Here is an 18,822-nt window from a genome sequence, read left to right on the forward strand (position 1 = left end):
ACTGGCGCCCTTTTTTGTGTTCGTCATTTGAGCAGCTTTTGAAACTCCTCCACCGGCAGCGGTGGGCTGTGCAAATACCCCTGATAGAAATAGCAGCCCAGCCCCTGCAAGAATTCCAGCTGTTCTGGCGTCTCCACCCCTTCGGCAATCACTTTCAATTCCAGGCTGCGGGCCATGGCGACAATGGCGCGGATGATCTCGGCGTCGTTGGGGTCGGTGGTGGCGTCGCGGATGAATGACTGGTCGATTTTCAGGGTGTCGACCGGCAGGCGCTTGAGGTAGGTCAGTGAGGAGTAACCGGTGCCGAAGTCGTCCATGGCAAAGCTCACGCCGAGTTTCTTCAGGCGACGCATTTTGTTGATGGTGTCTTCCAGGTTCTGGATCACGATGCCTTCGGTGATTTCCAGTTTCAGCAGCGAGCAGGGCAGGCCGTGACTGACGAGGCTGTGCTCGATACGTTCGACGAAGTCGGTCTGGCGGAATTGTCGCGGGCTGATGTTGACGCACAGGCTGAAGTCCAGCGGATCTATCAGGTTCTTGGCCATCAGCTGTTTGAAGGCGCTGCAGGCTTCGTCGACGATCCAGGTGCCGACTTCCAGAATCAGCCCGCTGTCCTCCAGCACCTTGATGAACTCGGTGGGCGATTGCGGACCGAGTACCGGATGGTTCCAGCGCACCAGGGCCTCGGCGCCGACGATGCGGTTGTCCCGGGCATCGATCTGGGGTTGGTAGTGCACGCGGAACTCGCCTCGGGAAAGGGCCAGGCGCAGGTCGGTTTCCATGCGCAGGCGCTCGCTCGCGGCCTTCTGCATGGTGTTGTGATACATCTGCGTGGTGTTGCGGCCTGAATCCTTGGCCCGATAGAGGGCGATGTCGGCGCGTTTGAGCAAGTCGGTCGGCGTCGAACCGTGATCGGGAATCAGCGCAATACCGATACTCGGCGTTACTTGCAAACGTTGGCCGTCGAGGAACATCGGCTCCGACAGCAATTCGCGCAAGGTGTCAGCCAGGTCCCGGACTTGGGCGCTGACCTCGTTGCGTGAACCTTCGAGGCCGCTGAGCAACACCACGAACTCATCACCGCCCAGCCGCGCGACGGTGTCTTCCATGCGCACGCTGGCTTCAAGGCGCGCGGTGATGATTTTCAGCACCGTATCGCCGACTGGATGACCGAGCGAATCGTTGATGTGCTTGAAGTGATCGAGATCGAGGAACATCAAGGCGCCGCGCAGGTTGTGGCGTTTGAGCAGGGCGATTTGCTGGCTCAGGCGATCCATCAGCAGTGCGCGGTTGGGCAGGTTGGTCAGCGGGTCGTGGTAGGCCAGGTGACGGATCTGCGCTTCGGCGTTTTTCAGCAGGCTGACGTCTCGCGCGGTCAGTAGCAGGCAAGCGGTTTCGTTGAGGGTGATCGGTTCCACCGAGACTTCCACCGTCAGCAACTCGCCGCGCTTGTTGCGCCCGAGCATTTCCTGGTGGTGCACCCGGCCTTTGATCTGTAGTTCAGCCAACAGCGCCGAACGTTGTTTTTCTTCGGCCCAGATACCCACCTGATACACGGTGCGGCCGACCACTTCGTCGGCGCGGTAACCCGTGAGGCGGCAGAAACCATCGTTGACTTCCAGATAGCGCCCGGTATCGCGCTCGGTGATGGTGATGGCGTCGGGGCTGGAGTGGAACGCCTTGGCGAACTTTTCCTCGCTGGCCTTGAGCGCCGCCTCCGAACGTTGTTGCTGAGTGATGTCGCGTAGGGTGGTGACGATGCACGGTTGGTCGCCGACGCTGATCTGTCGGCTGGAAATCACGCAGGTCAGGGATTGTCCGTCTTTGTGCTGGACGAGGATCGCCACGTTGTTCAGGCCCTGTTCGCGGATCACCTGTTCGATTCGTTGCAGGCTTTTCGCCGAGGCATCCCACAGGCCGATTTCGTCGGCGCTGCGACCAATGACATCGGCGGTGCTCCAGCCAAAGGTCTGGGAAAAACTGGAGTTGATCTCGATGAACTGGCCGGTGTCCTGGCGGGTCACGCAGATTGGGTCCGGGCTGACCTGGAACAGCGTCGCGAATTTTTCTTCGGAGGCTACCAGCCTCTGCTCGCGCTCCACCTGATCGGTAATGTCGAGCAGGGTGCCCGCCATGCGCAGCGGCGCGCCATTGTTATCGCGATAGAGCCGGGCGCGGCTTTCCAGGTAGCGCGAGCTGCCGTCGGCCAGTTGCACGCGGTAGGTCACCTGATAGTTGCCGGCCGGGCCTTCGCGCAGGCTGCGGTAGGCGTCGCGCATGTTGTCGCGTTCTTCACCGGGTACGCCTTCAAAAAACGCTTCGAAGGATTCATGGAAGGGTTTGGCTTCCAATCCATGCAACTGGGCGGCACGGGCCGAGCCGTAAAGCATGCCGCTAGGGATGTGCCAGTCCCACGTTCCGAGTTGCGCCGAGTCCAGGGCCAGGTCGAGGCGTTCTTGGCTGTCTTTCAGGGCATGCTCGGCGGCCTTGCGTTCGGTGGTGTCGAGAAACGTACTCAGCAAATACGGCTGGCCTTCGAGTTCGACTTTTTGGGCGCTAAGAATACCGTCGTGGATCTGGCCATTGCTGGCGCGAAATTGCACCTCCATGCTGGTCAGTTCGCCTTTGGCCTTGGTGGCCTTGACCAGTTGCGCCCGTTGCTCCGGATGCACCCAAAGGCCCAGTTCCAGAGTGGTACGGCCAATGGCGTTCTGAACGGGCCAGCCGAACAGGCTTTCAAAATACTGGTTGGCCTCGGTGATCAGGCCGTCTTCCTGGCGGGTCAGCAATACCATGTTCGGGCACAGGTGAAACAGCGTCGCGAAGCGTTTTTCCGAACTGCTCAACGCCTGTTCGCGCTGGCGCTGGTGGGTGATTTCGCGGATCACGCCAATCATCCGTGGCCGGCCGTGTTTGTCCGGCAACAGGCTGCCATTGATTTCCAGCCAGTGCAGACTGCCGTCGGGCCAGCGAATGCGGTGATGCATTGCCTGCTCCAGTGGCGCACCGGCGATCACCGCGTGGAAGGCGCGAATGGTTTTCGCCCGATCCTCCGGGGGCAGCAAGTCGAGGTATTCCAGATCGGCCGGCAGGGGCTGCCGGGGATCGAAACCGAACAATGCCTGAGTGCCTCGGGACCAACTGATCTGCCCGCGCTCGATGTCCCAGTACCAGGCGCCCAAACGTGCGCCGTTGAGGGCGGCCAGCAATTGCGGGGCACTTTCCCAGCTCTGCTCGGACCGTTTTGGGTCAAGCGCCTGTATACGCGGCATTGGCGGAACACGGTCAACAGATTTCGGCATTGGCAAGCCTTGTGCTGAATTGGGCGTTAGGCACAGCGATTCGCGGCTCTATAGCAGTAGCACAACTTAGCCTTGAGTCCCTGGCAGATCGATTTGTGCATCCAGCAGGGCCATAAAGGCCCGTGCCGCATTCGACAGCGTCCTTTCGGTGTGCAGGATATAGCCTAGCTGGCGAGTGAGTTGTATGCCCGGCAAAGGTATTCGTGCAACCTGATCATCCAGCATGGTGCGCGGCAACACGCTCCAGGCGAGGCCAATCGAGACCATCATCTTGATGGTTTCCAGGTAATTGGTGCTCATGGCGATGTTCGGCGTCAGCCCCCGGGCCTCGAACAGGCGCCGGACAATATGGTGGGTAAAGGTATTGCCGCCGGGGAACACCGCCGGGTGCAGGGCGATATCCGCCAGGCTGACCGGGCCGTTGCTGATCAACGAATGCTCTGGAGCGACCACGAAATCCAGCGGGTCGTCCCACACTGGCGTGGCCTTGACCAGCGCGTGGGGCTCCGGTGCCAGGGTGATGACCGCCAGTTCCGCGCGGCCGTGGAGGATTTCTTCGTAGGCCACTTCCGAATCGAGGAACTGAATATCCAGCGCCACCTGCGGGTAACGTCGGGTGAATTCCCTTAATAAGGGTGGCAAACGATGCAGGCCGATGTGGTGACTGGTGGCCAGGGTCAGACGGCCGGTCACTTCGCCGGTCAGGTTGGTCAAAGCACGGCGGGTGTCATCCAGTACATTCAGAATCTGATAGGCCCGCGGCAACAGCGCGCGTCCGGCCTCGGTCAGGCTGACTTCCCGCCCCAGGCGATCGAACAGCCGCACCTTTAATTGCTGCTCCAGCCCGGCGATGCGTTTGCTGATCGCCGGTTGCGTCAGGTGCAACCGTTCACCGGCCCCGGAGAAGCTCCCGGTCTCGGCGATCGCGATAAAAGCGTTGAGGTTGGCCAGATCCATTTGGTGTATTCCAGTTGGTTATCCAAAGCATAAAAAATATGAATTTGAGTTATTTAATGTAACCCCCTAGGATCGACCTCACAAGCCAAGGGGTTATTGAACCTGTTCAAAACCCAGGGCATAGAAACAAGCTGATGAGGAAACCGTCTGATGGCCGGCAAAACGCTCTACGACAAGCTCTGGGATTCGCATTTGGTCAAGCAGCGCGACGATGGCTCTGCGCTGATCTACATCGATCGTCACATCATCCACGAAGTGACCTCGCCGCAAGCCTTCGAAGGCCTGCGTCTGGCCGGGCGCAAGCCTTGGCGTATCGATGCCAACATCGCGACCCCGGACCACAACGTACCGACCACCCCGGAGCGCAAGGGCGGCATCGAAGCCATTGCTGACCAGGTCTCGCGTTTGCAGGTCCAGACCCTCGACGATAACTGTGACGAATACGGCATCGTCGAATTCAAGATGAATGACGTGCGCCAAGGCATCGTCCACGTTATCGGCCCGGAGCAGGGCGCGACGTTGCCGGGCATGACCGTGGTCTGCGGCGACTCCCACACCTCGACCCACGGCGCGTTCGGTGCCCTGGCTCACGGTATCGGCACTTCCGAGGTCGAGCACGTGCTCGCCACGCAGTGCCTGGTCGCCAAGAAAATGAAGAACATGCTGGTGTCGGTCGAGGGCCAACTGCCGTTCGGCGTGACTGCCAAGGACATCGTCCTCGCCGTGATCGGCAAGATCGGCACCGCCGGCGGCAACGGCCACGCCATCGAATTCGCCGGTAGCGCGATTCGTGATCTGTCCGTTGAAGGCCGCATGACCATCTGCAACATGTCCATTGAGGCCGGCGCTCGCGTAGGTCTGGTGGCGGCTGACGAAAAAACCGTGGCTTATGTGAAGGGCCGTCCATTCGCCCCGAAAGGCGCGGAATGGGACTTGGCCGTAGAAGCCTGGAAAGATTTGGTGACTGATAAGGACGCCAAGTTCGACACCATCGTCGAGCTCGACGCGACCCAGATCAAACCGCAAGTCAGCTGGGGCACGTCGCCCGAGATGGTGCTGGCCGTCGATCAGAACGTTCCGGATCCGGCCAAGGAAATGGATCTGGTCAAGCGTGGCTCCATCGAGCGCGCCTTGAAGTACATGGGTTTGACCGCCAATCAGGCGATCACCGACATTCAGCTGGACCGCGTGTTCATTGGCTCCTGCACCAACTCGCGGATCGAAGATTTGCGCGCTGCGGCGGTCATCGCCAAGGGCCGCAAAGTGGCGTCGACCATCAAGCAGGCCATCGTGGTGCCGGGGTCGGGTCTGGTGAAGGCCCAGGCTGAATCCGAAGGCCTGGACAAGATTTTCCTCGACGCCGGCTTCGAATGGCGCGAACCAGGCTGCTCGATGTGCCTGGCGATGAACCCGGACCGTTTGGAGTCGGGCGAACATTGCGCCTCGACCTCCAACCGCAACTTCGAAGGCCGTCAGGGCGCCGGTGGCCGTACGCACCTCGTGAGCCCGGCCATGGCCGCCGCCGCCGCTGTGAACGGTCGTTTCGTCGACGTCCGTGAATTGATCTAAAGGAGCGCAGCATGAAAGCTTTTACCCAGCACACTGGTCTTGTCGCGCCCTTGGATCGTGCCAACGTCGACACTGACCAGATCATTCCGAAGCAATTCTTGAAGTCGATCAAGCGCACGGGTTTCGGCCCGAACCTGTTCGATGAATGGCGCTACCTGGATGTTGGGCAGCCGTATCAGGACAACTCCAAGCGCCCGCTGAACAAGGACTTCGTCCTCAACGCCGAGCGTTATCAAGGCGCCAGCGTGTTGCTGGCCCGTGAAAACTTCGGTTGCGGCTCCAGCCGTGAACACGCGCCGTGGGCGCTGGAAGAGTACGGTTTCCGCAGCATCATCGCGCCGAGCTACGCCGACATCTTCTTCAACAACAGCTTCAAGAACGGCTTGCTGCCGATCATCCTGAGCGACGCTGATGTTGATGAACTGTTCCAGCAGGTTGAAGCGAATCCTGGCTATCAGTTGCAGGTTGATCTGGAAGCCCAGACCGTGACCCGTCCGGATGGCAAAGTGTTGGGCTTTGAGATTGATGCGTTCCGCAAGCATTGCCTGCTCAATGGCCTGGACGATATCGGCCTGACGCTGCAGGACCATGAAGCGATTGCGACGTTTGAAGCCAAGCACCGTGCGAGCCAGCCTTGGTTGTTTCGCGACGCGTGATTGATCTGAAATTGATGTAGGCAGCGCCGGCCTCTTCGCGAGCAAGCCCGCTCTCACATTGGGCTCGCGGTGTACTCAGCACCAATCTGGGAGCGGACTTGCTCGCGAAGACGGCAGTCCAGACAACACAAGGCTAAACCCCAAAAAGGAAGTCCCATGACCAGCACCGCCCAGCACACTCAGGTTGTACAAAAGCAATTCGGTGAACAGGCTTCGGCCTACCTGAGCAGTGCCGTGCACGCTCAAGGTACCGAGTTCGCTCTGCTACAGGCTGAACTGGCAGGGCAGGGCGATGCCCGGGTGCTGGACCTCGGCTGCGGCGCCGGTCACGTGAGTTTTCACGTGGCGTCGCTGGTCAAGGAAGTGGTGGCTTACGACCTGTCGCAGCAGATGCTCGACGTGGTCGCCGCCGCGGCAGTCGATCGTGGCTTGAGTAATGTCTCCACGGTCAACGGCGCCGCCGAGCGCTTGCCATTCGCCGATGGCGAGTTCGATTTCGTTTTCAGCCGTTATTCGGCACACCATTGGAGCGATCTTGGCTTAGCCCTGCGGGAAGTCCGTCGGGTGCTTAAGCCGGGCGGGGTGGCGGCGTTCATCGACGTGTTGTCACCGGGCAGCCCGTTGTTCGACACTTACCTGCAAAGCGTCGAAGTACTGCGCGACACCAGCCATGTGCGCGATTATTCCGCCGGCGAGTGGTTGCGTCAGGTCAGCGAAGCGGGGTTGCATACCCGTAGCACCACGCGTCAACGGCTGCGCCTGGAGTACACCTCCTGGGTCGAACGCATGCGCACGCCGCAGGTGATGCGCGCGGCGATCCGCGAGTTGCAGCAGTCGATGGGCAACGAAGTACGCGAATATTTTGAGATTGAGGCCGATGGTTCGTTCAGTACAGATGTGCTGGTGCTGTGGGCTGAACGGTAAGCTCTGAACGATAGCCGCCGAGCGATAGACTTTTTCCGGGCGTGCCCCAAGGGCACACCGACTGATGACATGAGGAAAGCATGAGCAAGCAGATTCTGATTCTCCCAGGTGACGGTATTGGCCCGGAAATCATGGCCGAAGCGGTCAAGGTGCTGGAATTGGCCAACGACAAGTACAGCCTGGGCTTCGAACTGAGCCACGACGTCATCGGTGGCGCCGCCATCGACAAGCACGGCGTGCCGCTGGCCGATGAAACCCTGGAGCGTGCCCGTGCGGCTGACGCTGTTCTGCTGGGGGCCGTGGGCGGTCCGAAATGGGACACCATTGAACGTGACATCCGTCCTGAGCGTGGTCTGCTGAAAATCCGTGCGCAACTGGGCTTGTTCGGTAACCTGCGTCCGGCGATTCTTTACCCGCAACTGGCCGAAGCGTCGAGCCTGAAGGCCGACATCGTGGCCGGTCTGGATATCCTGATCGTCCGTGAACTGACCGGCGGCATCTACTTCGGCGCCCCGCGCGGCGTGCGCGTGCTGGAAAACGGCGAACGCCAGGCTTATGACACCCTGCCGTACAGTGAAAGCGAAATCCGCCGCATCGCCCGTGTCGGTTTCGACATGGCGCGGGTGCGTGGCAAGAAGGTTTGCTCGGTGGATAAGGCCAACGTGCTGGCCTCCAGCCAGTTGTGGCGCGAAATCGTCGAGCAAGTGGCCAAGGACTACCCGGACGTCGAACTGAGCCACATGTACGTCGACAACGCCGCCATGCAACTGGTGCGTGCACCGAAGCAATTCGACGTGATCGTCACTGACAACCTGTTCGGCGACATCCTGTCCGACCAGGCGTCGATGCTCACCGGTTCTATCGGCATGCTGCCGTCGGCGTCCCTGGATGCCAACAACAAAGGCATGTACGAGCCGTGCCACGGTTCGGCGCCGGACATCGCGGGTCAAGGCATCGCCAACCCGCTGGCGACCATTTTGTCGGTGTCGATGATGCTGCGTTACAGCTTCAATCTGCAGGATGCAGCCGATGCCATCGAGAAAGCCGTGAGCCTGGTCCTGGACCAGGGCCTGCGCACCGGCGACATCTGGTCGACGGGTTGCACTAAAGTCGGGACGCAGGAAATGGGCGACGCAGTAGTCGCCGCGCTGCGGAATCTGTAATCTCTCGGGCCCGCTGCAACTTTCACTCTTGAAAGCAGCGGCCCACTTTTTAAAGAAGGTGTAGTTGCGATGAAACGTGTAGGTCTGATCGGTTGGCGCGGTATGGTCGGTTCCGTGCTCATGCAGCGGATGCTGGAAGAGCAGGATTTCGATCTTATTGAGCCGGTGTTTTTCACCACTTCCAATGTCGGTGGCCAAGGCCCGTCCGTGGGCAAGGACATTGCTCCGCTCAAAGACGCTTACAGCATTGAAGAGCTGAAAACCCTCGACGTGATTCTGACCTGCCAGGGTGGCGACTACACCAGCGAAGTCTTCCCGAAACTGCGCGAAGCCGGCTGGCAGGGTTACTGGATCGACGCCGCTTCCAGCCTGCGCATGCAGGATGACGCGGTGATCGTGCTGGACCCGGTGAACCGCAAGGTCATCGACCAGCAGCTCGACGCGGGCACCAAGAACTACATCGGCGGCAACTGCACCGTCAGCCTGATGCTGATGGGCCTGGGCGGTCTGTTCGAAGCCGGTCTGGTGGAGTGGATGAGCGCCATGACCTATCAGGCGGCCTCCGGTGCCGGCGCGCAGAACATGCGTGAACTGATCAAGCAAATGGGCGCGACCCACGCGGCTGTCGCCGATCAACTGGCTGACCCGGCCAGCGCCATCCTCGACATCGACCGTCGTGTCGCCGAAGCCATGCGCAGCGACGCGTACCCGACCGAAAACTTCGGCGTACCGCTGGCCGGCAGCCTGATCCCGTGGATCGACAAGGAACTGCCGAACGGTCAGAGCCGTGAAGAGTGGAAGGCCCAGGCCGAGACCAACAAAATCCTCGGGCGTTTCAAGAGTCCGATCCCGGTGGATGGTATCTGCGTGCGCATCGGCGCCATGCGTTGCCACAGCCAGGCGCTGACCATCAAGCTGAACAAAGACGTGCCGATCGCCGACATCGAAGGGCTGATCAGCCAGCACAACCCTTGGGTCAAGCTGGTGCCGAACAACCGCGAAGCCAGCATTCAGGAGCTGAGCCCGACGAAAGTCACCGGCACCCTGAACGTCCCGGTTGGCCGTCTGCGCAAGCTGAACATGGGCACGCAGTACGTCGGCGCGTTCACCGTTGGCGACCAACTGCTGTGGGGCGCGGCCGAACCGCTGCGTCGCATGCTGCGGATTCTGCTCGAGCGTTGATCGATTGAAGCAATGAAAGAACCCGTGCCTTGAAAGAGGTGCGGGTTTTTTTATTCCCCGACAAGCTGAAACTCACCGGGCGCCTGATAGGCCGTCTTCGCGGGCAAGCCCGCTCCCACATTTGATCTGTGGTGTTCTCGCGATCAATGTGGGGGCGGGCATGCTCGCGAAGAGACCGGCACAACACCACCTGTCCCGAGCAGAATTGCCTCCATGCCCCCTAGCCGGTAAAGTGCCGCTCCCCCGTTTCGCCAGAGATAGAACCATGAGCCAGTCCTTTGATATCGCCGTGATCGGCGCCACCGGTACTGTCGGCGAAACGCTCGTGCAGATTCTCGAAGAGCGCGACTTCCCGGTCGGCAACCTGCACCTGCTGGCCAGCAGCGAATCGGCCGGGCATTCGGTCCCGTTTCGCGGCAAGAACGTGCGGGTGCGGGAGGTCGATGAGTTTGACTTCAGCAAGGTCCAGTTGGTGTTCTTCGCTGCCGGCCCGGCCGTCACCCTGAGTTTCGCTTCCCGTGCCGTGGCGGCCGGTTGCTCGCTGATCGACCTGTCCGGCGCCTTGCCAGCCGATCAAGCGCCGCAAGTGGTGCCCGAAGCCAACGCTGGCGTCCTCGCCGGATTGAAAAAGCCGTTTCAGGTCAGCAGCCCAAGCCCGTCAGCGACCACGCTGGCGGTAGTACTGGCGCCGTTGCTCGGTTTGCTCGACCTGCAACGCATCAACCTGACCGCCAGCCTGGCCGTCTCTGCACAAGGTCGCGAGGCTGTGACCGAACTGGCCCGCCAAACCGCTGAGCTGCTCAATGTGCGTCCACTGGAGCCAACTTTCTTTGATCGGCAGATGGCCTTTAACCTGTTGGCGCAGGTCGGCAAGCCGGATGACCAAGGTCATACGCTGCTGGAAAAACGTCTGGTGCGCGAGCTGCGCCAGGTCATGGCCCTGCCTTTATTAAAGATTTCCGTCACTTGCATTCAAGCCCCGGTGTTTTTTGGCGATAGCTTTAACGTGACCCTGCAGTCTGCGAGCGACATCGACCTGACGAAAGTCAACGCCGCCCTGGAAGACGCGCCCGGTATCGAGCTGGTAGAAGCCGGCGATTATCCGACGCCGGTGGGCGACGCGGTAGGGCAGGACGTGGTCTACGTTGGTCGGGTTCGCCATGGTATCGACGACCTGTCGGAACTTAATTTGTGGCTGACGTCAGATAACGTACGTAAAGGCGCCGCGCTCAATGCTGTGCAGGTGGCTGAATTGTTGATAAAAGACCTGCTGTAAAAGATACTTGGCAACAACTTTTTCGAATGATCCCGGCCGAGCACCATGCTTGGCCGGATTGCTGTAGGCGAGCCACTTTCCGGGGCTTCGCGTGGCATGAATGAAACGATCGCGCGCGACGACCCTTCGCCGCCGCGCGCAATGCCTTACGGCAGCGGCATCAACACCTTCTCGCTGGCCGAGGAATGTTCAAACAAAGGATGAGGCTATGGTTCAAGTTCGCAAACTGGTGTTAGCAATAGCGGCCGCCTCGGCGCTGTCCTCCGGTATGGCGCATGCCCTCGGGCTCGGGGAACTGACCCTGAAGTCGACGCTGAACCAGCCTTTGGTGGCGGAAATCGAGTTGCTCGACGTCAAGGATCTCACCGCTGCCGAAGTGGTGCCGAGCCTGGCTTCGCCCGAAGATTTCGCCAAGGCCGGTGTCGATCGCCAGGCGTTTCTTAACGACCTGACCTTTACTCCGGTGCTCAACGCCAGCGGCAAAAGCATCCTGCGTGTGACATCAAGCAAGCCCCTCTCCGAGCCGATGGTGAAATTCCTGGTTCAGGTGATGTGGCCCAACGGTCGACTGCTGCGCGATTACAGCGTGCTGCTCGATCCGTCCAAATTCTCGCCGCAGACCGCCGAAGCGGCTGCGCAGCCTGCACCGACTCAAACCGTTGCCGCGCCTGTCACTGGTGCGACCAAACCGACCCAGTACACCACCACGCCGCGCGATACCCTGTGGGAAATCGCTGCGAAGGCGCGCAATGGCGGGTCGGTTCAGCAAACCATGCTGGCCATCCAGGCGTTGAACCCGGATGCCTTCATCGACGGCAACATCAATCGCCTGAAAACCGGTCAGGTGCTGCGTCTGCCGGATCAGGCGCAGAGCACCAGCCTGCCGCAAACCAAAGCCATCGCCGAAGTGTCCGCGCAGAACACCGCGTGGCGTCAGGGGCGTCGCTACGTCGCGAAGACCGGTGCCGGGCAACAACAACTCGATGCGACCAAACGTCCTCGCGGTGATGGCGCACCTTCGCAAGCCGCCAGGGACAATCTGAGCCTGGTGTCTGCCGAGACCGGCAAGGCCGGTGGCAAAGGTGCCGCAGGCGACGCCAAGGCCTTGGGCAACAAGCTGGCCGTCACCCAGGAAAGCCTCGACACGACCCGTCGTGACAACGAGGAACTGAAAAGCCGCATGGCCGATCTGCAAAGTCAGCTGGACAAGCTGCAACGCCTGATCGAGCTGAAAAACAATCAACTGGCCAAGTTGCAAGCCGACGGCGCTGCGGGTGCACCGGCTGCTGCGACTGCGCCAGCGATCACTGCCGAACTGGCGGCCAACCCTGCGGCAACCCCTGCAGAAGCTGCACCGGAAACGCCAGCCCCTGCGGCGGCTGCACCTGAGGCAACGCCGGCTCCGGCACCTGCCGAGGCACCAATCGAGCCGACGCCTGCAGCGTCCGACGATCAGCAATTCAAAGAGCTGCTGACCAATCCGTGGCTTCTGGGTCTGGCCGGTGGCGGTGCCGTGGTGCTGCTGTTCCTGCTGCTGTTGCTGGCTCGTCGCCGCAAAGCGCAGCAAGAAGCCGAGAAGCATCTGCGCATGGCCCGCGCCTTGTCCGAGGAGCAGGAATTTTCTGCTGATCACGACCTGCCGGAAAGCAGCTTCGAAGGTTTGGAAACTCCGCCGCCGAGCGTGAAACTCGCGACCGCACCGGCTCCTGCTTCTGCGCCAGCACCGAAACCCGCTCCGGCCCCGGCTCCGGTGATCGCTCCGGTGGTGGTCACGCCGCCGATCGCCGCACCTCTGGTATCGCCTGCTTTCGAGCGCGATGACGACGTTCTTAGCAAGGCGCAGTCGCACATCAACGCTGGTCGTTTGAATCAGGCTGCCGCGTTGCTGGAAGATGGCATCAAGCAAGAGCCACAGCGCAGCGATTTGCGCCTGAAACTGATGGAAGTCTACGGTCAGCAGGGCGACCGTGATGCGTTCGTCGCCCAGGAGCGCCAGTTGGTGGCCAACGGTGACAACTTTGCCCAGGTCGAAAAACTGAAAAGCCGCTTCCCGGCCATGGCCATTGCGGCGGCTGGCGGCATCGCAGCGGCTGCCGTCGCTGCCGAGCTGGACGCGCAATACGTCAAGGATCTGCTGCTGGATGAGCCAGAAACACCTGCGCCGGCATTGGCCGATGACGACTTCGACAGCGCCTTCGATCTGAGTCTGGATGATCTGGAAACCGCTTCTCCGGCCGTGGTTGTACCTGAGCCAGACGCTGTGGCTGAACTCGATGAATTCCCGCTGGATGACGATTTGAGCTTCGAGTCGGTGTTGCAGCAGCAGACTGAAATAAAGGAAAACCTCGACGACCTGTCGGACTTCGATCTGGACATGGACCTCGGCAGCAATGCTTCGCCAGCGACCCTGGCCGAAGACGATTTCCTGTTGAGCCTGGACGACGACATCAAGGACTTGCCTGTGACAGCATCGGCGGCTCCGGAAGTTGCCCAGGACGATCTGGAGTTGCCCGCCGACTTCGATCTGTCGTTGTTGGATGAAATGGATACTCCAGGTGCGCCGGATGCCTTTGCGGCGGAGCTGGAGGACGTCAACGCTGAGCTGGATCGTCTGTCCCAGAACTTGGGCGAGCCGACTTTCACCGCCGAAGACGCCTTGGCTTCCGCAGCGGACGAGCCGGAATTCGATTTCCTCTCCGGCACTGACGAAGTCGCCACCAAACTCGATCTGGCCCAGGCCTACATCGACATGGGCGATGCCGATGGCGCACGGGACATCCTCAATGAGGTGGTTACCGAGGGCGATGACGGTCAGAAGAGCGAAGCCAAGGAAATGCTTTCGCGCCTGGCTTGAGTCATCGACACGGCATAAACAAAAACGGCAGCCCATTGAGGCTGCCGTTTTTGTTTGAGCGATGGTGCGAGGGTGTCTGTCAGGCCGCTTTCGCGAGCAAGCCCGCTCCCACGTTGGATCGTGTTGTCCGCAGCATTTGTGCCCGGCACCAATCCCCTGTGGGAGCGGGCTTGCCCGCGAAGGGGCCTTCGCATTCAATACAGGATCGACTGTTGCACTGGCGTCCCGGTCCGTCAGCCTTATAATGCCCGCCTTCGCGTACATCAGCAGGCTGTCACTCCTTGGCAAATATAGATAATCCGGCCGCCGAAATGGCGGCCGACGGCTTTTTCCGGATCGCGCTGGGCGTCGAATACAAAGGCTCGCGTTACCGCGGCTGGCAGCGCCAGGCCTCCGGCGTGCTCACCGTGCAGGAAACCCTCGAAAAGGCTTTGTCCAAAGTCGCCGACTCACCCGTGTCGCTGCTCTGCGCCGGGCGCACTGACGCCGGCGTGCATGCCTGCGGCCAAGTGGTGCATTTCGATACGCAGGTCGAGCGTACGATGAAAGCCTGGGTCATGGGCGCCAACATCAACTTGCCCCACGACGTCAGCGTCAGTTGGGCCAAGGCTATGCCCGCGGATTTTCACGCACGGTTCAAGGCGATCGCACGGCGCTATCGCTACGTGATCTACAACGATCAGATCCGTCCGGCGCACCTGAACGAAGAAGTCACCTGGAACCACCGTCCGCTGGACGTCGAGCGCATGGCCGAAGCGGCGCAATACCTGGTCGGCACCCACGACTTCAGCGCCTTCCGCGCCGGGCAGTGCCAGGCCAAGTCGCCGATCAAGGAGCTGCATCACCTGCGCGTCACGCGCCACGGCAAGATGATCATGCTGGATATCCGCGCCAGTGCGTTCTTGCACCATATGGTGCGAAATATTGCCGGCGTGCTGATGACCATCGGTGCCGGCGAGCGCCCGGTAGAGTGGATGAAGGACGTGCTGGAGAGCCGCATTCGCCGTTCCGGCGGGGTGACCGCGCACCCGTTCGGCTTGTATCTGGTGCAGGTCGAATACCGGGACGAGTTCGAATTGCCCGAGCGTTACATCGGGCCGCACTTCTTGACCGGTTTCTCGGAACTTGACGGCTGACGCCCTCGAACGCTTTTGTTACCATCCGGGACTTTCTCGGATTTGCCGTGGGGTTTTCTCGATATGTCCGCCGTTCGCAGCAAGATTTGTGGGATTACCCGCATAGAAGATGCGTTGGCAGCGGTCGAGGCCGGGGCCGATGCCATCGGATTTGTGTTTTACGCCAAAAGCCCGAGGGCGGTGACGGTTCAGCAGGCGCGCTCGATCATCAAGGCGCTGCCACCATTCGTGACCACCGTGGGTTTGTTCGTCAACGCCAGCCGCTGCGAGTTGGGGGAAATCCTCGACGCCGTGCCGCTGGACCTGTTGCAGTTCCATGGTGACGAAACCGCGGCCGACTGCGAAGACTGGCACCGTCCGTACATCAAGGCGTTGCGGGTCAAGGCCGGGGATGACATCGCGGCGGCATGCGACGCTTATGCAAGCGCCAGCGGTATTTTGCTCGATACCTATGTCGAAGGCGTTCCCGGCGGAACCGGCGAAGCGTTCGACTGGTCACTGATACCGCAAGGCTTGAGCAAGCCGATCATCCTCGCTGGCGGCTTGACCGCGGATAACGTCGCCGAGGCAATCGCAAGGGTCCGGCCGTATGCCGTGGACGTCAGCGGCGGGGTAGAGGCGAGCAAGGGCATCAAGGATCACGCAAAGATTCAGGCATTCATTAGCGCGGTACGCAGTAGCACGTAGTTGATGTGACGGCTGGCAGACTGCCGCCGTCCACTGCTGTGTGTAAAACAGGCGCACTTACATAAAGCAGGCATGGCTGAGGGTTTTTGGGTTGTACGCAGGTCACGCTTCACTGACCCGGCTGCCCATCGATCATCGCCGCACACATGAATTTAGCTCAAGGGCATACGCGGGGCTGCGAACCAGAGCGTTCGGGCCGCCGGTACTGGAGAAAGAAAGCATGAGCAACTGGTTAGTAGACAAACTGATCCCTTCGATCATGCGTTCCGAGGTCAAGAAGAGCTCGGTGCCTGAAGGTCTTTGGCACAAATGCCCGTCTTGCGAGGCTGTGTTGTATCGTCCGGAGCTGGAAAAGACCCTGGACGTTTGCCCCAAGTGCAATCACCACATGCGTATCGGCGCACGCGCGCGCATCGACATCTTCCTCGACGCCGAAGGCCGTGCTGAACTGGGCGCGGACCTGGAGCCGGTCGACCGTCTGAAATTCCGCGACGGCAAGAAGTACAAGGATCGCCTGACCGCTGCGCAAAAGCAGACCGGCGAAAAAGACGCACTGATCTCCATGAGCGGCACCTTGCTGGGCATGCCGGTTGTGGTCTCGGCCTTCGAATTCTCCTTCATGGGTGGTTCGATGGGTGCCATCGTTGGTGAGCGTTTCGTTCGCGCTGCCAACTATGCGCTGGAAAATCGTTGCCCGATGATCTGCTTCGCCGCCTCTGGTGGTGCGCGGATGCAGGAAGCGCTGATCTCGCTGATGCAAATGGCCAAGACCTCTGCGGTGCTGGCGCGTCTGCGTGAAGAAGGCATTCCGTTCATCTCGGTGCTGACCGACCCGGTCTACGGCGGTGTTTCCGCCAGTCTGGCGATGCTCGGCGACGTGATTGTCGGTGAGCCGAAAGCCCTGATCGGCTTTGCCGGTCCGCGCGTGATCGAGCAAACCGTGCGCGAAAAACTGCCGGAAGGCTTCCAGCGCAGTGAATTCCTGCTGGAGCATGGTGCAATCGACATGATCATTCACCGTCAGGAACTGCGTCCGCGTCTGGGTAACCTGCTGGCCCAACTGACCGGCAAGCCGACGCCGAAATTCGTCGCCGCACCCATCGAGCCGATCGTGGTTCCGCCGGTGCCTGCCAACATATGACCCAACGTACCCTTGGCGAGTGGCTCGCCTACCTTGAGCAGTTGCATCCTTCGGCCATCGATATGGGCCTGGAGCGCTCGCAACAGGTAGCGTCCCGCATGGGACTGGGCAAGCCGGCGCCTCGGGTGATCACGGTCACCGGCACCAACGGCAAGGGCTCTACCTGTGCGTTCGTGGCTTCGTTGCTGCGGGCGCAAGGCCTGAAAGTGGGTGTCTACAATTCTCCGCACCTGCTGCGTTACAACGAGCGGGTGCAAGTCAACGGCGTCGAAGCCACTGACGCCGAACTGTGCGAAGCCTTCGCGGCAGTCGAGGCGGGTCGCGGTGAAACGTCCCTGACTTATTTCGAAATGGGCACCCTGGCGGCGTTCTGGCTGTTTCAACAGGCCAATCTCGATGCCGTGGTGCTGGAAGTCGGCCTGGGCGGGCGCCTGGACACGGTCAACGTGGTGGACGCCGACATGGCGCTGGTCACCAGCATCGGCGTCGATCATGCGGATTATCTGGGTGATACCCGCGAGTCCGTGGCCTTCGAAAAAGCCGGTATTTTCCGCCAGGGCGCGCCTGCGCTCTGTGGCGATCTGAACCCTCCACAACCTCTGCTGGATAAAGCGCGCGAGCTCAGCTGCCCGTTTTTCCTGCGTGGGCGCGATTTTGACCTCGGTATCACCGATCACAACTGGCAATGGCGCGGTCTTGATGCGCAGGGCAATGTAGTCGAGTTGCATGACTTGCCGCTGCTCGATCTGCCGATGGAAAACGCTGCGCTGGCGATGCAGGCGTATCTGTTGCTCGGGTTGCCTTGGGTGGATGCGCAGATTATCGAGGCTTTGCAGGCGACGCGGGTGGTCGGTCGTCTTGATCGCCGCCAGTTCGACTGGCAGGGCAAGCATCTGAACCTGTTGCTGGACGTGGGGCACAACCCCCATGCGGCCGAGTATCTGGCCCGTCGTCTGGCCAGTCGACCACCGACCGGCAAGCGTCTGGCAGTATTCGGATTGCTTGCGGACAAGGATCTGGATGGTGTTGTCGGCGAATTGAATGCTAGTGTCCAGCAATGGGCGGTTGCGCCGCTGGATTCGCCGCGTGCTCGGCCGGTTGCCGATTTGCATGGGGCGTTGCAGAACCTTGGCGCTTCAGTAACGTCCTATGACAGTGTGGCCGCCGCCCTGGAAGGGCAGTGCGCGCTGGCGACGAGCGACGACGAGATTCTGTTGTTCGGATCATTTTATTGTGTCGCCGAGGCCCTTGAATGGCTGGCCCGGCGCTCCACGGAGGAAGCGGCAAATGGCATTGCTGGATAAGGCATACAAGCAGCGTATGGTCGGCGCCCTGGTTCTGGTGGCGCTGGCGGTGATTTTCCTGCCCATGCTGTTTTCCCGCCAGGATGAGCAGCGGCAAGTGACGGTCGAAGCGCCGGCCGCACCGCAAGCGCCTGCGATGCCGCAAGTGCAGGTCGAGCCTGTGGTGGTGCCTGAGCCGCAAGCCTTGCCGCAGGAACCGGTGCCGAGCGATGACGAAATCGCTCAGCAAGAGGCCTCGTCGACGCCGATTGCACCGAGTGTGCCCGTCGCCCCGGCTCCGGTCGCCAAACCGGTCACGCCGCCGCCTGCGCCGGCACCGGCTCCGGTCAACAAGCCCACGACTGCGCCTAGCCAACCCATCACGGCCGCGCCAGGAAAGCCGGATACGACTCAAAGCCGCGTCGATGCAAACGGCTTGTCGGTCAGTTGGTCGGTGCAACTTGCGAGCCTGTCGAACCGTGCAAGCGCGGAAAACCTGCAAAAAACCCTGCGCAGTCAGGGCTACAACGCCTATATCCGGACGGCCGACGGCAAGAATCGCGTATTCGTCGGGCCGCTGATCGAGCGTGCAGAAGCCGATCGTCTGCGTGACTTGTTGAACCGTCAGCAGAACCTCAAGGGTTTTGTGGTGCGTTTCCAGCCTGAGCGCGGTTAAAAACTATCGACCCGAT

General features: G+C 60.9%; 14 protein-coding genes. 12 read left to right on the plus strand and 2 right to left on the minus strand.

The window, feature by feature from the left end:
• Window positions 1-23 precede the first annotated feature (23 nt).
• Together ACA055_RS09755 and ACA055_RS09760 are read right to left on the minus strand one after the other, a co-directional pair.
• A complete protein-coding gene (locus tag ACA055_RS09755; RefSeq protein ID WP_497683425.1) occupies window positions 24-3,302 on the minus strand; it encodes a PAS domain S-box protein in 3,279 nt (1,092 codons plus the stop codon).
• A gap of 66 nt (window positions 3,303-3,368) precedes the next feature.
• Window positions 3,369-4,259 (minus strand): LysR family transcriptional regulator, encoded by an 891-nt coding sequence (locus tag ACA055_RS09760; protein WP_497683426.1) that lies wholly within the window; start codon window positions 4,257-4,259, stop codon window positions 3,369-3,371.
• A 150-nt stretch (window positions 4,260-4,409) separates the two neighbouring features.
• Here ACA055_RS09760 and leuC point away from each other — a divergent pair, with 150 nt between their 5' ends.
• The 12 genes from leuC (at window position 4,410) to ACA055_RS09820 (ending at window position 18,806) form a co-directional block, all read left to right on the plus strand.
• Window positions 4,410-5,828, plus strand: a complete 1,419-nt coding sequence (gene leuC, locus ACA055_RS09765) for a 3-isopropylmalate dehydratase large subunit (RefSeq protein WP_497683427.1) — start codon at window positions 4,410-4,412, stop codon at window positions 5,826-5,828.
• A gap of 11 nt (window positions 5,829-5,839) precedes the next feature.
• A complete protein-coding gene (leuD, locus tag ACA055_RS09770) occupies window positions 5,840-6,484 on the plus strand; it encodes a 3-isopropylmalate dehydratase small subunit (RefSeq protein ID WP_497683428.1) in 645 nt (214 codons plus the stop codon).
• Window positions 6,485-6,640: 156 nt separating this feature from the next.
• Entirely contained in the window at window positions 6,641-7,408 is a 768-nt protein-coding gene (locus ACA055_RS09775) for a class I SAM-dependent methyltransferase (RefSeq protein WP_497683429.1), read from the plus strand.
• Window positions 7,409-7,488: 80 nt separating this feature from the next.
• The gene (gene leuB, locus ACA055_RS09780; protein WP_497683430.1) at window positions 7,489-8,571 is read left to right on the plus strand and encodes a 3-isopropylmalate dehydrogenase; all 1,083 of its coding nucleotides are present in this window, start codon (window positions 7,489-7,491) and stop codon (window positions 8,569-8,571) included.
• Between the two features lie 69 nt (window positions 8,572-8,640).
• Window positions 8,641-9,753: an aspartate-semialdehyde dehydrogenase gene (gene asd, locus ACA055_RS09785; protein WP_054052925.1), complete on the plus strand. Its 1,113-nt coding sequence runs from the start codon at window positions 8,641-8,643 to the stop codon at window positions 9,751-9,753.
• Between the two features lie 265 nt (window positions 9,754-10,018).
• Window positions 10,019-11,029, plus strand: a complete 1,011-nt coding sequence (locus ACA055_RS09790) for an aspartate-semialdehyde dehydrogenase (protein WP_497683431.1) — start codon at window positions 10,019-10,021, stop codon at window positions 11,027-11,029.
• Window positions 11,030-11,237: 208 nt separating this feature from the next.
• On the plus strand, window positions 11,238-13,883 hold the full coding sequence (locus tag ACA055_RS09795) for a FimV/HubP family polar landmark protein (protein WP_497683432.1): 2,646 nt from the start codon (window positions 11,238-11,240) through the stop codon (window positions 13,881-13,883).
• Between the two features lie 311 nt (window positions 13,884-14,194).
• Window positions 14,195-15,019, plus strand: coding sequence for a tRNA pseudouridine(38-40) synthase TruA (gene truA / locus ACA055_RS09800; protein ID WP_497684381.1), 825 nt, complete (start codon window positions 14,195-14,197; stop codon window positions 15,017-15,019).
• A gap of 63 nt (window positions 15,020-15,082) precedes the next feature.
• Window positions 15,083-15,706, plus strand: coding sequence for a phosphoribosylanthranilate isomerase (locus ACA055_RS09805; RefSeq protein ID WP_497683433.1), 624 nt, complete (start codon window positions 15,083-15,085; stop codon window positions 15,704-15,706).
• Between the two features lie 220 nt (window positions 15,707-15,926).
• Complete coding sequence (gene accD, locus ACA055_RS09810; protein WP_497683434.1) at window positions 15,927-16,847, plus strand: acetyl-CoA carboxylase, carboxyltransferase subunit beta; 921 nt, start codon at window positions 15,927-15,929, stop codon at window positions 16,845-16,847.
• Complete coding sequence (gene folC / locus ACA055_RS09815; protein WP_497683435.1) at window positions 16,844-18,151, plus strand: bifunctional tetrahydrofolate synthase/dihydrofolate synthase; 1,308 nt, start codon at window positions 16,844-16,846, stop codon at window positions 18,149-18,151. The genes accD and folC overlap by 4 nt, the downstream gene beginning before the upstream one ends.
• Window positions 18,135-18,806 carry an SPOR domain-containing protein gene (locus ACA055_RS09820; RefSeq protein WP_497683436.1) on the plus strand — a complete coding sequence of 224 codons (672 nt, stop codon included), beginning with the start codon at window positions 18,135-18,137 and terminating at the stop codon, window positions 18,804-18,806. The genes folC and ACA055_RS09820 overlap by 17 nt, the downstream gene beginning before the upstream one ends.
• Window positions 18,807-18,822 lie beyond the last annotated feature (16 nt).

The organism is Pseudomonas sp. LBUM1657 (assembly GCF_059716075.1).